This is a genomic window from Cupriavidus sp. H18C2 (assembly GCF_049393795.1).
In the GTDB taxonomy this organism is placed as follows: domain Bacteria; phylum Pseudomonadota; class Gammaproteobacteria; order Burkholderiales; family Burkholderiaceae; genus Cupriavidus; species Cupriavidus pauculus_C.
In genome coordinates this window covers 1,120,222-1,134,143 of the sequence record NZ_CP186011.1, presented here as the reverse complement: position 1 = coordinate 1,134,143, position 13,922 = coordinate 1,120,222, and the positions used below count along the sequence as shown (strand labels likewise).

16 protein-coding genes are annotated in these 13,922 nt (G+C 69.8%); 11 read left to right on the top strand and 5 right to left on the bottom strand.

Annotated features, from left to right (window positions below):
* The first annotated feature begins 20 nt into the window (after positions 1 to 20).
* The 4 genes from EPAKOI_RS21675 to EPAKOI_RS21660 all read left to right on the top strand — a co-directional run bounded on the left by EPAKOI_RS21675 (position 21) and on the right by EPAKOI_RS21660 (position 4,055).
* The gene (locus tag EPAKOI_RS21675) at positions 21 to 1,220 is read left to right on the top strand and encodes a DUF3182 family protein (protein ID WP_423193639.1); all 1,200 of its coding nucleotides are present in this window, start codon (positions 21 to 23) and stop codon (positions 1,218 to 1,220) included.
* On the top strand, positions 1,207 to 2,133 hold the full coding sequence (locus EPAKOI_RS21670; RefSeq protein WP_423193638.1) for an alpha/beta hydrolase family protein: 927 nt from the start codon (positions 1,207 to 1,209) through the stop codon (positions 2,131 to 2,133). Before EPAKOI_RS21675 ends, EPAKOI_RS21670 begins: the two co-directional genes overlap by 14 nt.
* Before the next feature lie 134 nt (positions 2,134 to 2,267).
* Complete coding sequence (locus EPAKOI_RS21665) at positions 2,268 to 3,341, top strand: DNA topoisomerase IB (RefSeq protein ID WP_124686248.1); 1,074 nt, start codon at positions 2,268 to 2,270, stop codon at positions 3,339 to 3,341.
* 258 nt (positions 3,342 to 3,599) lie between these two features.
* Entirely contained in the window at positions 3,600 to 4,055 is a 456-nt protein-coding gene (locus tag EPAKOI_RS21660) for a hypothetical protein (protein ID WP_423193637.1), read from the top strand.
* Here the strand turns inward: EPAKOI_RS21660 and EPAKOI_RS21655 are convergent.
* On the bottom strand, positions 4,034 to 4,666 hold the full coding sequence (locus EPAKOI_RS21655; RefSeq protein ID WP_124686250.1) for a ParB-like protein: 633 nt from the start codon (positions 4,664 to 4,666) through the stop codon (positions 4,034 to 4,036). The two genes, EPAKOI_RS21660 and EPAKOI_RS21655, sit on opposite strands and share 22 nt — an antisense overlap.
* 227 nt (positions 4,667 to 4,893) lie before the next feature.
* Here EPAKOI_RS21655 and EPAKOI_RS21650 point away from each other — a divergent pair, with 227 nt between their 5' ends.
* Genes EPAKOI_RS21650 through EPAKOI_RS21640 form a run of 3 tightly spaced genes read left to right on the top strand, consistent with a single transcriptional unit; the run spans position 4,894 to position 7,043 of the window.
* Complete coding sequence (locus tag EPAKOI_RS21650) at positions 4,894 to 5,751, top strand: SDR family oxidoreductase (RefSeq protein ID WP_124686251.1); 858 nt, start codon at positions 4,894 to 4,896, stop codon at positions 5,749 to 5,751.
* Positions 5,752 to 5,787: 36 nt separating this feature from the next.
* Entirely contained in the window at positions 5,788 to 6,276 is a 489-nt protein-coding gene (locus EPAKOI_RS21645) for a hypothetical protein (protein WP_423193636.1), read from the top strand.
* Positions 6,277 to 6,287: 11 nt separating this feature from the next.
* The gene (locus tag EPAKOI_RS21640) at positions 6,288 to 7,043 is read left to right on the top strand and encodes a ParB-like protein (protein ID WP_423193635.1); all 756 of its coding nucleotides are present in this window, start codon (positions 6,288 to 6,290) and stop codon (positions 7,041 to 7,043) included.
* A 75-nt stretch (positions 7,044 to 7,118) separates the two neighbouring features.
* Here the strand turns inward: EPAKOI_RS21640 and EPAKOI_RS21635 are convergent, their stop codons facing one another.
* The 4 genes from EPAKOI_RS21635 to EPAKOI_RS21620 form a co-directional block, all read right to left on the bottom strand.
* Positions 7,119 to 7,307: a DUF3008 family protein gene (locus tag EPAKOI_RS21635; protein ID WP_124686254.1), complete on the bottom strand. Its 189-nt coding sequence runs from the start codon at positions 7,305 to 7,307 to the stop codon at positions 7,119 to 7,121.
* A gap of 33 nt (positions 7,308 to 7,340) precedes the next feature.
* A complete protein-coding gene (locus EPAKOI_RS21630) occupies positions 7,341 to 7,499 on the bottom strand; it encodes a DUF3309 family protein (protein ID WP_124686255.1) in 159 nt (52 codons plus the stop codon).
* Positions 7,500 to 7,695: 196 nt separating this feature from the next.
* Entirely contained in the window at positions 7,696 to 8,853 is a 1,158-nt protein-coding gene (locus tag EPAKOI_RS21625; RefSeq protein WP_423193634.1) for an iron-containing alcohol dehydrogenase, read from the bottom strand.
* 51 nt (positions 8,854 to 8,904) lie between these two features.
* Positions 8,905 to 10,353 (bottom strand): NAD-dependent succinate-semialdehyde dehydrogenase, encoded by a 1,449-nt coding sequence (locus tag EPAKOI_RS21620; RefSeq protein ID WP_423193633.1) that lies wholly within the window; start codon positions 10,351 to 10,353, stop codon positions 8,905 to 8,907.
* 163 nt (positions 10,354 to 10,516) lie between these two features.
* On the opposite strand from EPAKOI_RS21620, the gene EPAKOI_RS21615 reads away from it, so the two are divergent.
* From EPAKOI_RS21615 to ubiT, 4 genes are all read left to right on the top strand, one after another.
* The gene (locus EPAKOI_RS21615; RefSeq protein WP_423193632.1) at positions 10,517 to 11,326 is read left to right on the top strand and encodes an IclR family transcriptional regulator; all 810 of its coding nucleotides are present in this window, start codon (positions 10,517 to 10,519) and stop codon (positions 11,324 to 11,326) included.
* A gap of 111 nt (positions 11,327 to 11,437) precedes the next feature.
* Positions 11,438 to 12,463 carry a ubiquinone anaerobic biosynthesis protein UbiU gene (gene ubiU / locus EPAKOI_RS21610; RefSeq protein ID WP_124686259.1) on the top strand — a complete coding sequence of 342 codons (1,026 nt, stop codon included), beginning with the start codon at positions 11,438 to 11,440 and terminating at the stop codon, positions 12,461 to 12,463.
* A gap of 53 nt (positions 12,464 to 12,516) precedes the next feature.
* Positions 12,517 to 13,473 (top strand): U32 family peptidase, encoded by a 957-nt coding sequence (locus EPAKOI_RS21605; protein ID WP_423193631.1) that lies wholly within the window; start codon positions 12,517 to 12,519, stop codon positions 13,471 to 13,473.
* Positions 13,470 to 13,922 carry a ubiquinone anaerobic biosynthesis accessory factor UbiT gene (gene ubiT / locus EPAKOI_RS21600; protein WP_423193630.1) on the top strand — a complete coding sequence of 151 codons (453 nt, stop codon included), beginning with the start codon at positions 13,470 to 13,472 and terminating at the stop codon, positions 13,920 to 13,922. Before EPAKOI_RS21605 ends, ubiT begins: the two co-directional genes overlap by 4 nt.

Sequence of the window (13,922 nt, the reverse complement as noted above, 5' to 3'; positions counted from 1 at the left end):
CGGCCGCGAAGGAGCCCGACTTGGCAACCCCAGTGACTCCCGATGCAGCAGCGATCGCCCCGGTGGAAACCGCCGCGGCCCCCGAGCCGGAGACCCGCATCGTGCGCGTGGTGGCGTACGGCCGGGCCGACTGCGATGACCCGGACAGCCACCAGGGCGCCACGCTGCGCGGCATTGCCGAGCGCGTGGCCCGCCTGGCCGGCTCCACGTTCGCCGGCACCTACGACGCCGCCATGCAGCAGCCGTTCGACGGCGCCGGCGGGCGGTTCTACTTCGTGCCGGCCCATACGCTGGTCGGCATCGACACCGCGCGCCAGCTTGGCATCGGCAGCCTGCAGGATCTGCTGGGCGGCGTGGTGCCGCACGCATTCATCGGCACGAAGGTGATTTCCCACGGGCTGGTGGCGCCCGACGCGCGCGCCCCCGAGGGATGGAGCGCCGATTTCACGGACCGCGTGCGCGACCACGTGCTGCCCGGCTACACCGCGTTCTCGCTGGCCGATGCGCGCCAGGCCGGCGTGGCGATGCTGCGCGACGGCAAGGTCCGCGTGAAGGAGCCGTGCGGCATTGGCGGACTAGGCCAGCACGTGGTGTCGACCGAGGCCGAGCTGGACAGCGTGCTACAGGACCTGGACGCGGACAGCGTGGACCGGGAAGGGCTGGTGCTGGAGCGCAATCTCGACAACGTGCAGACGTTCAGCGTCGGCCAGGTGGAGATTGGCGACCTGCGCGCCAGCTACTGCGGCACCCAGGACCTGACGCGGGACAACCGTGGCCAGCTCGTGTATGGCGGGTCGACGCTGCGCGTCGTGCGCGGCACGCTGGAAAACCTGCTGGCGCACCCGGTGGAAGCCCACCTGCGCGATGCGGTGCGGGCGGCCGTGGCCTACCATGCGGCGGCCGTCGACTGCTTTCCGGGCGTGCTGGTGTCGCGCTGCAACTACGACGTGGCGTTCGGCACGCACCAGGGCCGGCCGCTGCTGGGCGTGCTGGAGCAGTCCTGGCGCGTGGGCGGGGCCACCGGCGCCGAACTGGCCGCGCTGGCGGCGTTCCGCGACGACCCGCAATGCGTGCGCGCCACGGCGAGCACGCGCGAAATCTATGGCAAGGACGCGACCGTGCCCCAAGACGCGGACGTCTACTTTCAGGGAGAAGACCGCAGTGTTGGCGCACTGACCAAATACGCGAGACTGGAGTCGACATCCGATGGCCACACATGAAGAATCGATACAGATCCATACCGAAGCGGGCATGATCGCCGGCACGGTGATCTCGCCCGCCACCAAGCTGCCCGGCGTGCTGTTCGTGCACGGCTGGGGCGGCAGCCAGCAGCAGTACCTGGCGCGTGCCCGCGAGGTGGCCGGGCTGGGCGCGGTCTGCATGACCTTCGACCTGACCGGCCACGCCGGCACGTCCGCCCAGTACGAGACCGTCAGCCGCATGCGCAATCTGGCCGACGTGCTGGCCGCCTACGACATGCTCGTGCGGCACCCCGAGGTGGACCGCAACGCGATTGCCGTGGTCGGCAGCAGCTACGGCGGCTACCTGGCCGCCGTGCTGTGCGAGCTGCGGCCCATCCGCTGGCTCGCCTTCCGCGCCCCGGCGCTGTACATGGACGAAGGCTGGGAAGTGCCCAAGCGCCAGCTTCACCGCGACCAGGACCTGGTGGCGTACCGCCGCAAGGTGGTGGCGGCCGACACCAACCGCGCCCTGCGCGCGTGTACCAACTTCAAGGGCGACGTGCTGGTGGTGGAATCCCAGCACGACAACATCGTGCCGCACACGGCCGTGCTCAGCTACGTCGATGCCTGCATCCAGGCCAGCTCCATCACCTATCGCGTGCTCAAGGGCGCCGATCACGGCCTGACGTCCGAGGACAGCCAGCGGGCCTACACCCGGCTGCTGCTGGGCTGGCTGCGCGAAATGGTGACCGAGGCGCGTACCGGGCCCGCCGTGCCGGCGCGGCCGTCCAAGCCGTCGTCGGTGGCGAAGACGCCGCATCACGACGACGGGCTGGAGCCCGACAGCCTGGCCAGGGAAGAAACGCGCGAGGCGGTAATGGCCGGGGATGACGACGACAACGACCCGCAGGTGATCGCCGCGTCGGCCCCGCCGATGCACAAGAGCCGCTGACGGGGCGGGCGGGCAGGGCGATTTGCAGGACTTGCAAAGTTGCCCGGGTCGCCCGTTTGGATCGGTAAGCATTGCAAAAGGGCGCGGCGGCGCGTCCGCCCGGGATGGCACGACTCATGCGTACCCGCATGCACATGAAACCGACCCCCGTTGCCGATGTGGAAACCCCAAGCCTGGACGCGGCGCTGCGCAAGGCGGGGCTGCACTACGTCGAGGACAGCGAGCCCGGCATTGCCCGGCGGCGGGCCGGCAAGGGCTTTACCTACGTCCGACCAGACGGCAAGCGCGTGGACGAAGCCACGCTGGCCCGCATCAACGCGCTGGCGATTCCGCCGGCCTACGAATCGGTCTGGATCTGCCTGGACCCGAACGGCCACCTGCAGGCCACCGGCCGCGACGCCCGGGGCCGCAAGCAGTACCTCTACCACCCCGAATGGGCCGCGCTGCGCGATGCCGACAAGTACGCGCGGCTGATGGCATTCGGCCACGCGCTGCCGCACCTGCGCGGGCGCGTGACGCGCGACCTGGCGCGCAACGGCATGCCGCGCGAGAAGGTGCTGGCGGCCGTGGTGGCGCTGCTCGACGCGACGCTGGTACGCGTTGGCACGCCGCGCTACGCCGAGCAGAACCGCACCTACGGCCTGACCACGCTCAAGCGCAAACACGTGGCCGTGCGCGGCAGCCGGCTGCGCTTCCAGTTCACGGGCAAGAGCGGCGTGACGCACGACGTCTCGGTCAACGACGCCCGGCTGGCGCGCGTGGTGCGCAACTGCGCCGAGCTGCCCGGGCAACGGCTGTTCAAGTACCAGGACGCCGAGGGCCAGATCCGCGAGATCGGCTCGACCGACGTCAACGCCTACCTGCAGGAGGTGACCGGCGGCGAGTTCACCGCCAAGGATTTCCGCACGTGGGCGGGCAGCGTGCATGCGCTGGCGCTGCTGCGCAAGACGCCCGCCGACAGCGAGACGGCGCGCAAGCGCGCGGTGGTCGAAGTCATCCGCACCGTGGCGCAGCGGCTGCGCAATACGATGGCGGTCTGCCGCAAGTGCTACGTGCATCCCGACGTGCTGGCCGCGTTCATGGACGACACATTGCACGCCTTACCGGCACCGCGTGCAGCGGCGCGCCTGCGGTCCGACGAGGCCCGGCTGCTGGCGCTGCTGGAAAACACCGCCACGGTATCGTCCTCGCCGCGCAAGGCCGCCTAAAGCGCTTGAAGCCGCTTGAAGCGGCACCCGTTCGGGTGAGCACCGGCACGGCATCGACCGGCACGGCAATTGCATCGATGCAGATACCCATAACAAGCACAACACGCATCGCAATCGAGGCTCAAGGTGGAACATGCAGTCATTGGTTGCCTTCACGCTGACAGCAGCAGCGAGGCAAACTTCCATACCGAGGCGCGCCCGTCGCTGCCTGCTGCTGAATCTTTCCAATCGTCCGAGACATCCGGCAATGCCTGCATCGTGACCGCCAGCGATGGCGGGCCGGCGCGGCACGGCCTGCACGTGTCGCCGGCGCGCCTGGCCACGGCTATCCAGCGCGGCAAGGGCGGCACCCCGCGCGCCGCGCGCGGCAAGGACCTGCGGCAGACGCGCGTGCTGATGCAGGCGTTGTGCGAGATGCGGCTGGAATTCTGCAAGCCGGACGAGGACATGTCGGCCGCGGCGCTGGAAACGCGCCAGGCAACGACGATGGCGCTGTGGAACAGCCGCGAGCGCGCGCTGTTCACGCAGCCCGACGTGGAGCGCGGCATCGAGGCCCGGCTCGAAGCCGGCTTTCGCCACGCGCGCAACGGCAGCCCGCGCGAGGCCGCCGGCGAGTTCAAGCGGGCCTACCTGCTGCTGTGCTGCGCGCTGACGCACGCGCGGGACATCGCCCGGCGCAAGGCGCAGGCCGGTCAGTCGGCCGGCCCGATGTAGCCGGGCATGCCACGGGCCTTGGGGCTCAGCGCGAGCTTTACGGCGCGCGCCAGCGCCCCGGCGAACGTGTGGTGCGTATCGAGCGGCCCCTTGATGTGCTTGCGGAAGAAATCGGCCCAGCGGAAGTCCGAATAGGCCGTCGACACCTTGCGGTAGCCGCCGGCAAGCTGCACGAACGCTTCCAGGCTGCGGTAGGGGTCGTCGCGCATGCTGTGCACGTCCTCGGGCAGCTCGCGGATCGGCCGGCGCCGGCCGTGCTCGTCGTACGGGTGGACCATGTTCTCGGCGTCCATCTGCTTCCAGAACTCGCGCCACGACAGGTGGCTCAGGTCGTCCCGCACCAGCGCCGGCACCATGTCGATGCCCATCTCCTGCCACGCGCGCACCCAGTGATGATGGTCGACCACGAACAGCGTCTGGTCGGGGCCTTGCACCACGTGCACGCGATGCTGGTCCAGAAAGGCAGGCAGGTCGGCGTGCGACAGCCGCCGCGTGACGTGCATCTTCTGCGCGACGTGGTACGCGCCCACGGTCATCTGCGTGGGGCGCAGATGGTCGATCGGCACCATCAGCGCCGCGCCTTCGCCAAGCCGTCTTTTTCGCTTACCCATGGATCTGTTCTCGCAAAAGCCAGTACCGGCGACGGTGGAGCAAGGTTTGTGCCGCCACGCTTTCCGATGCGGCGCCGTGTGGCCGGTGCAATCCTTGCCAGCACTTGTAACCGTTACGCATCGCCGTGGCAGCGGCTGCCGGTGGTTGCCTGCGCGCGCCGCGGCACGGAATTTGCGCGCCTTGCCGTATTGATCCATTCATCGCCAGATCCTACGGAACGCACGCCATGTCCACACCCGAGAAGCTCCCGCCCCAGCACCAGGACCGCCAGCCGGGCCTGGAGAGCGAAATGACGCCGAAGCCCGACAGCGGCGCGGACGACTACGTCGGCAGCGGCCGCCTGCAAGGCAGGGTGGCGCTGGTGACCGGCGGCGACAGTGGCATCGGCCGGGCCATCGCCGTGGCCTTTGCGCGCGAGGGGGCGGACGTTGCGTTTGCGTATCTCGACGAGCACGAGGATGCGAAGGAAACCCAGCGGCTGGTCGAGGACGCCGGCCAGCGGGCGCTGGCCATTGCCGGCGATATCGCCGATGTCCAGCACGCCGACAAGGTCGTGGCGGACACGCTCGCCAGGTTCGGCCGGCTGGACATCCTCGTGAACAATGCGGCGGAGCAGCATCCGCAGGAATCGCTGGAAGAGGTGACGCCCGACCAGGTCGAGCGGACATTCCGCACCAACGTCTTTGCGATGTTCCACGTCACGCGCGCGGCGCTGCCGCACCTGGGCAAGGGGTCGACGATCCTGAACACGACGTCGGTCACCGCCTACCGGGGCAGCGCCCACCTGCTGGACTATTCGGCCACCAAGGGCGCCATCGTCGCGTTCACGCGCTCGCTGGCGCTGCAGGTGGTCAAGCGCGGCATCCGCGTGAACGGGGTGGCGCCGGGCCCGATCTGGACGCCGCTGATTCCATCGACGTTCAGCCCCGAGGAAGTGGCGGAATTCGGCAAGAAGACGCCGATGGAGCGCCCCGGCCAGCCGTTCGAGGTGGCGGCCGGCTACGTGTTCCTGGCGTCGGACGCCGCGAGCTATATCACCGGGCAGATCCTCCACATCAATGGTGGCGAGGTGGTGAACGCCTGATGCCTCTGACCGCAGGATAAACAGGGAGAAACGATCATGTCTTCGATAGTCGCCGGACGCTTTGCATCCATCCCCGAGGCCGAGCAGGCCGCCCAGAAGCTCTACGCGCGTGGCTTCTCGGTCTGGGACGTCTCGATCATGTCGGTGGACCCGGGCGGTGCCCGGCCGCCCGGCGTGCTGCTGGCCGCGCGTGCCAAGGGCGACCGCCGCGACGAAGTGCTGGAGGTGCTGCGCGAAGGCGGCGCCAGCGACTGCGAGCAGGCCAAGGGCACCTGGGAAGGCGGCCAGTGGACCGATTTCGACCCGAAGCGGGCGCCGTCGCTGATCGGCGCGCCGGAAGGCGAGTACTGGCCGATGCCGGGTGGCAAGGGCAAGCCGTCGGGCGAGGCATCGCCGGACACCACGCGCCCGGCCCACGCCGCGCCGGTGGCGCACGAGGCCGTGGCCGAGGACAGCACCGGCAACGAGGACCCTGGCAGCGAGCTTGAGCACTACGTGGACCGCCAGGTGGCCAGCAACAGCTAAGGACATTGCCGATGGCCACGGAAACGACCGCGGAACTGGATACGCTGCGTCCCACGCAGATCACGCTCGGCATGTACCAGGTGCACGAGAAAATGGACGTCTCGGCCCGGCCGCGCAGCCCGGCCGCGCAGAAACGCTTTCTGACCGAGCATCGCATCGAGACGGTGGTGGGGCCGGGCGGCGCACTCTACATCGCCGATCACCACCACTGGGCGCGCGCCTGGCTGGAACTGGGCTGGGAAGAGGCGCCGGTGCGCATCATCGCGGACCTGAGCCACCTGTCGCCGGGCAAGTTCTGGAAGCAGATGCGCGCGCTTGGGCACTTGAATCCATATGACGAACACGGCCAGCACCTGACCGAGAAGGACCTGCCGGCCACGGTGATGAGCATGCGCGACGACCCGTACCGCAGCCTCGCCGCGTTCACGCGCAATGCCGGGGCCTACCAGAAGCCTGGCAACGCCTATGGCGACTTCCGCTGGGCCGATTTCTTCCGGCGCTACGTCGAGGAAGACATGCACAGCATCGCCGGCTTTGCGCGCGCGATGACCGTGGCGATTCCGCTGGCGCGCAGCGGCAAGGCGCGCCGGCTGCTGGGCTATGTGGGGCCGGTGCGGTTCGAAGAGGACGCCGGGAACAAGGGGGCGGGCAAGAAGGGGGCGGGCAAGAAGGCCGCCGGGAAGAAAGCGGGCGGGAAGAAGGCCGCCGGGAAGGAGTCGACGAAGAAGGCGTCCGCAGGGAAAGCGCCGAAGTCGTCCAAGGGCTAGCCCGGCAGAAAGCAGCGGAGGGGCGGTTTTCACCGCCCCTCCGTCATTTGCCGCCCGCGCGGCACGCCGCGCGCGTCAGCGCTTGGACTTGTGCGTGGGCTTGCCCTTCTGGCTGGTGCTGGCCATTTTCTTGAGCTCGCCTTCACTCATCGACTTGGCCATCGACTTCGATGCGCCCTTGAGCGAACTGGCCTTGCGCTCGCCGCGCTTGGCCGACAAGGCGGCGCCGGCCGCCATCTGCTGTGCCTTCGATTTGGCTGGCATGGTCGATCTCCTTCGGTTTGTGAAACCCGGGCCTTATATGCGGCCCAACACAACCAGGAGCACGACGATGATGACGATCAGGCCCAGGCCGCCGGACGGTCCGTAGCCCCAGCCGGAGCTGTACGGCCACGTCGGCAGTGCGCCAATCAGCAGCAGGACGAGAATGATCAGAAGAATAGTACCGATACCCATGGTGCGCTCCTTTGTTGTGGTGCTGCAGCGCGGCAGACGGGTACTGTCGCGCTGGCTGTCCCTGTGCCTTCAGGTTAGGACAGCACCACTCCGCGCTGAGGCGGGCTGGGGCTGAAATCAGTGTAGGAATCGGACGACTTCTGGTGGATTGGGACGCCGCCGCCGGCCGGAACCATGGCGGCGGCGCCCGCCGGCGTCACAGCGCGGCGCGGTAGATGCCGTGCGCGTCGGCCTGGGTCACTTCGCGCGGGTTGTTCACGAGCAGGCGGGTCTGGAGCATCGCGTCGGCGGCCAGGCGGTCCAGGTCGGTCTCCTGCACGCCCACCTCGCGCAGCGTGCGCGGGATGCCGGTGGCTTCCACCAGCCCCTCGATATGGGCGATCAGCGCGGCGGCCTTGGTTTCGTCGCTGCCCGTGGTGCCGGGCAGCACTACGTCGCAGAGCTCCCCGTAGCGCTTGCAGGCGGCCGGCGCGTTGAACTTCATCACGTGCGGCAGCACCAGCGCGTTGGACAGCCCGTGCGCGACGTGGAAGATGCCGCCGATGGGGTAAGCCAGCGCATGGACGGCCGCCACCGGCGCGTTGGCGAACGACTGCCCGGCGAACATCGCGCCCAGCAGCATCGCCTCGCGCGCGGCGCGGTCCTGGCCGTTGTCGCAGGCGCGCATCAGGTTCTGCGACAGCAGTTCCAGCGCGCGCACGGCCAGCATGTCGGAGACGGGATTCTTCAGATGGGCGCTGGTGTAGGCCTCGATCGCATGGACCATCGCGTCGATGCCGGTGGCCGCCGTGGCGGCGCGGGGCAGGCCCAGCGTCAGCTCGGCGTCCAGGATGGCCAGGTCCGCGAAGAGCTGCGGCGCCACCACGCCCATCTTGGTGGTCTCGCCGGTCGTGACGATGGACACGGCGGTGACCTCGGAGCCGGTGCCGGCCGTGGTCGGCATCTGCACCAGCGGCAGCCGCGTGCCGGTGACCTTCTTCACGCCGTACATGTCCTTGATGGACTGCGAGGCCGGCAGCAGCACGGCAATCAGCTTGGCGACGTCCATCGACGAGCCGCCGCCCAGGCCCAGCACCACCTCGGCATCGGCCTGGCGCGCGCGCTCGGTGGCTTCCAGCACGACGTGCTCGGGCGGGTCGGCCACCACGTCGTCGATCACGGTCACCTGCCAGTCGTGCTGGCGCAGGTCGTCCAGCGCCGGCGCCAGCAGGCCGCTGCGGGCCAGGAACCCGTCGGTCACGACGCACAGGCGCCGCGCCTGCGGGTACGACTCGCGCAGCAGCGCGCCCAGCCGGCGCGCCGCGCCAGCTTCGACGATGACCGTCGGCACGGTCTGGAAGCGGAAGGGGTTCATGGGGTCTCCTGGATCTTGATTAAACCGTCGGCAGCGCAACCGTAATCGTCATCAAACCTGCAGGCAAAGATACTTGATCTCCAGGTACTCCTCGATGCCGTGGCGGGAGCCCTCGCGGCCGATGCCGGACTGCTTGATGCCGCCGAACGGCGCCACCTCGTTGGAGATCAGGCCCGTGTTCAGGCCCACCATGCCGTATTCCAGCGCCTCGGCCGTGCGCCAGGCGCGGGCGATGTCGCGCGTGTACAGATAGGCGGCCAGCCCGAATTCGGTGGCGTTGGCGGCGGCCACGGCGTCCTCGTCGCGGGTGAAGCGGAACAGCGGCGCCACCGGGCCGAAGATTTCCTCGCGTGCCACGCGCATCTCGGCCGTGGCGCCGGCCAGCACGGTCGGCGTGTAGAACGTGCCGCCGAGCTTGTGCTTGCCGCCGCCGGTCAGCACCCGGGCCCCCTTCGACGTGGCGTCGTCCATCAGCGACGTGACCTTGTCGATGGCCTTGTCCTCGATCAGCGGGCCGATCACGACGCCGTCCTCCAGCCCGTTGCCCACGCGCAACTGGCTGGTGCGCTCGGCAAACTTGGCCGCGAAGGCGTCGTAGATGCCGTCCTGGATATAGAAGCGGTTGGCGCAGACGCAGGTCTGGCCGCCGTTGCGGTACTTGGCGGCGATGGCGCCTTCCACGGCGGCGTCCACGTCGGCATCGTCGAACACGATGAACGGCGCGTTGCCGCCCAGTTCCAGCGACAGCCGCTTGACCGTGGGCGCCGACTGGGCCATCAGGATGCGGCCCACCTCGGTCGATCCCGTGAACGACAGCTTGCGCACGATCGGGCTGCCCGTCAGCACGGCGCCAATCGTCCTGGAATCGCCGGTCACCACCTGCAGCACGCCGGCCGGCACACCCGCCCGATGGGCCAGCTCGGCCAGCGCAAAGGCCGACAGCGGCGTCAGTTCGGCGGGCTTGATGACGATGGCGCAACCGGCGGCCAGCGCCGGGGCCGCCTTGCGCGTGATCATCGCGGCGGGGAAGTTCCACGGCGTGATGGCCGCGCAGACGCCCACCGGCTGGCGCAGCGTGACCAGGCGCTTGTCGGCGGCAGGGGACGCCAGCACCTCGCCGTCCACGCGCTTGGCTTCTTCGGCGAACCATTCGATAAAGCTCGCGGCGTAGGCAATCTCGCCCTTGGACTCGGCCAGCGGCTTGCCCTGTTCGCGGGTCATCAGGTAGGCCAGGTCGTCGGTATTGGCAACCATCAGGTCGAACCAGCGGCGCAGGATGGCGGCGCGGGCCTTGCCGGTCAGCGCCGCCCAGCCCTTCTGCGCCACCTCGGCGGCGGCCACGGCGCGCTCGGTTTCGGCGGCGCCCAGGTCCGCCACCCTGGCGATGACCTCGCCGGTGGCCGGGTCGGTCACGTCGAACGTCGCGCCGGAATCGGCGCCTTGCCACTGGCCGTCCACATAAGCGAGCTGGCGGAAGAGCGAAGGATCCTTCAGTTGCATGGCGAATTTCCCCGAGAGAGTCACGGCGCCGGCGCGGCCTCACGTCAGACTTGCCGGCGTTCAATAGATTGAACTATATTCCGTATGTCGAACGATGCTCGATCATACGCCCATGCCGGGCAGACCGCCAGCATCGCCATCCGTTCCAGTCCTGCAGTTGCCAATGCCCAAATCCGCCTATACCCCGCCTGCCGACCTGGCGCCCGACAGCCGGCCGACCTCGCCGGCCGTGGTCCGGGCCGTGCGGGTGCTCGATGCCATCGCCGCGTCGGCCACCCCGCTCACGCTGGCGGACCTGACGCGCCTGACCGGCGCACCCAAGAGTTCGCTGCACGGCATGTGCGACACGCTGGCGCAGCTTCAACTGCTCAAGCGCCTGCCGAGCGGCGCGATGGCGCTGGGCCCGCACGTGATGGGCTGGGCCAACGCTTTCCTGGCGCAGACCGAGATCACCGAGGAATTCCGCGCGCTCTGGTCCCAGACCGACGCCTTCCACGACGCCACGGTCACGCTGTCGACGCTGGAAGGGGCCGAAGTGGTCTACCTGGCCTGCCAGAACGGCGACCGGCCGCTGGGCGTGACATTCCGCATCGGCATGCGGCTGCCCGCGCCCTACACGGCCACCGGCAAGGCGATGCTGAGCACGCTGCCGTCCGCCGACGTGCGGCGCCTGTTCGCCGATGGCCTGCCGGCGCCGCTGACGCGAGCCAGCGTGGGCAGCGCGGCGGCACTGGCCACCGAGCTGGAGCAGGTGCGTGCGGCCGGCTATTCGATCGACAACGGCCAGATGCGCGAGGGCATGACCTGCTTCGGCGCGCCCGTGTTCGACGCGCAGCAGACGCGGGCCGCCGGCGCCATCGCGGTCAGCTACCTGAGCAGCGAGATAGACGCCGCCACCGGCGAACGTATCGGGCGGCAGGTGCGCGCGCTGGCCGACCAGCTTTCGGCCCGGCTGGGCGCGGCGCCGCGCTGAGCCGGCCCGGCGGCCGGCCCGTCCGCCCGCTGTCGGATTTGCGCACGGTCAAAGGCGCGATCTCATCAAATCGCTAGCATCCGGGGGTTCCCCTTCCCGATGCATCACGCGATGACACAATCCCCGGGCGCGATCCGCCGCCCTCAACTGGTAGCGCCGGCCGGGTCGCTGGCGGCGCTGCGCATGGCGCTGCAGCATGGCGCCGACGCCGTCTACCTGGGCCTGCGCGATGCCACCAACGCGCGCAATTTCGGCGGCCTGAACTTCAGCGAGGACGATATCCGCACCGGCGTGGCCGAAGCGCACGCGCGCGGCGCCGAGGTGCTGTTCGCCATCAACACCTTTGCCCAGATGGGCCACGTGGAGCGCTGGCACCATGCCGTGGACGCCGCCGCCGCGCTGGGCGCGGATGCCGTGATCATGGCCGACGCCGGGCTCATCGCCTACGCCGCGCAGCGGCACCCGTCGCTGCGCATCCACCTGTCGGTGCAGGGCTCCGCCACCCATGCCGATGCCATCGAGCTGATGCGCCAGCAGTTCGGCATCCGGCGCGTGGTGCTGCCGCGCGTGCTGTCGGTGCCGCAGATCGCCCGGCTGGCGCGCCAGACCGACGTGGAGCTGGAGGTATTCGGCTTCGGCAGCCTGTGCGTGATGGCCGAGGGGCGCTGCCTGCTGTCGTCCTACGCCACGGGCGACTCGCCCAACAACAAGGGCGTCTGCTCGCCGGCCCACGCGGTGCGCTGGGACGAGCGCGACGGCACCATGCAGGCGCGGCTGTCCGGCATCCTGATCGACAGCTACGCGCCCGGCGAACCGGCCGGCTATCCCACGCTGTGCAAGGGCCGTTTCACGGTGGAAGGCGAGCGCGGCTACGTGCTGGAGGAGCCCACCAGCCTGAACGCGGTGTCGCTGCTGCCGTCGCTGATCGACATCGGCATCGCGGCGATCAAGATTGAAGGCCGCCAGCGCAGCCCGCGCTATGTGGCCGACGTGGTGGGCGTGCTGCGCGCTGCCATCGACGATGCCTGCCGCGACCCCCGGCGCTTCGTGCCGCGCCAGGACTGGCAGGCCACGCTGGGCCGCCATGCCGAGGGCGACCAGGTCACGCAGGGCGCCTACGACCGTCCGTGGCGATAGCCCGATCCCGCTTCCCGAATCCCCCCACGCTGCACCTTCCGCCCACATCCACCATGGCTACCCCCCTTTCCACGAATCCGGCCCCGACGGCCCCGGCGTGCCGGCTTGCGCTCGGCCCGCTGCTCTACTACTGGCCGCGCGCGACCGTGCTGCAGTTCTATGCGTCGGTCGCCGACACCGCCGTGGACCGCGTCTACCTGGGCGAGGCCGTGTGCACGCGCCGCCACGAGATGCGGCTGGCCGACTGGCTCGACGTGGCCGGCATGCTGCGCGACGCCGGCAAGCAGGTGGTGCTGTCCACGCCGGTGCTCGTGGAATCGGACAGCGACATCGCCGTGATGCGCCGGGTTTGCGCGCAGGACGACTATCTGGTCGAGGCCAACGACCTGGGCGCCGTGCAGAACATGGCGGGCCGGCCGTTCATCGGCGGGCCGCACCTGAACGTCTACCACGCCGGCACGCTGGCCTGGCTGGCGCAACTGGGCGCCACGGGCTGCACGGTACCGGTGGAGATGGATGGCGACACGATGGCGGCGCTGGCTGCGGCCCGGCCGGGCGGAATGGATCTGGAGGCGATGGTCTGGGGCCGCATGCCGCTGGCGTTCTCGGCGCGCTGCTTCACGGCGCGGCACCATCGGCTGCGCAAGGACGCGTGCGAGTTCCGCTGCATGGACTATCCCGATGGCCTGGTGGCCGACACGGGCGAGGGCCAGGCGTTCTTCACGCTCAATGGCATCCAGACGCAGTCGGCCACGTGCCTGGACCTGTGCGCGCAGGCGTCGCGGATGGCCGCGGCGGGCATCGGCTACCTGCGGATCAGCCCGCACGCCTCGGGCACGTTCGATGTCATCGCCCATCTCGACGCCATCCGCCGCGGTGCGCGCGAGGCGGCCCCGGCCAGCGTGAGCCCGGCCGGGGCGTTGCCGAGCAATGGCTACTGGAGCGGCGCGCCGGGCATCCGGTGGCTGTCGCACACCGAACAAGAGGCCGGACAAGGAGCGCTGGCATGACGATCCTGCAATCGCTGGCGACGCGCGTACATCGCCACCTGCCCGCCCCGCTGCGCGCCGCGCCGCTGGTGGTGGCGCTCGAAGCGATGCGCCGGGCCGGCTGGCTGGCGCCGCCAGCCGCGCTCGATGGCCGGACGTTCTCGCTGACCGTGGACGACATCGGCCTGGCGGTGCGATTTCACTGCGCCAACGGCCGGTTCCTGCCGGGGCCGTTCGACGATCGGGAGACCGACCTGACGCTGCACGCGGGCGCGCTGAGCTACCTGCGGCTGATCAGCGGCGATGCCGACACCGACACGCTGTTCTTCCAGCGTCGGCTGTCGATACGGGGCGACACGACGCTGGGGCTCGAAGTCAAGTACTGGCTCGATGCCGCGCCACGGCCCGAATGGCTGGGGGCGATGGCGCAGCGGCTGGCGCTGCTGTTCCCCGAGCCGCGCGGCGCCTGA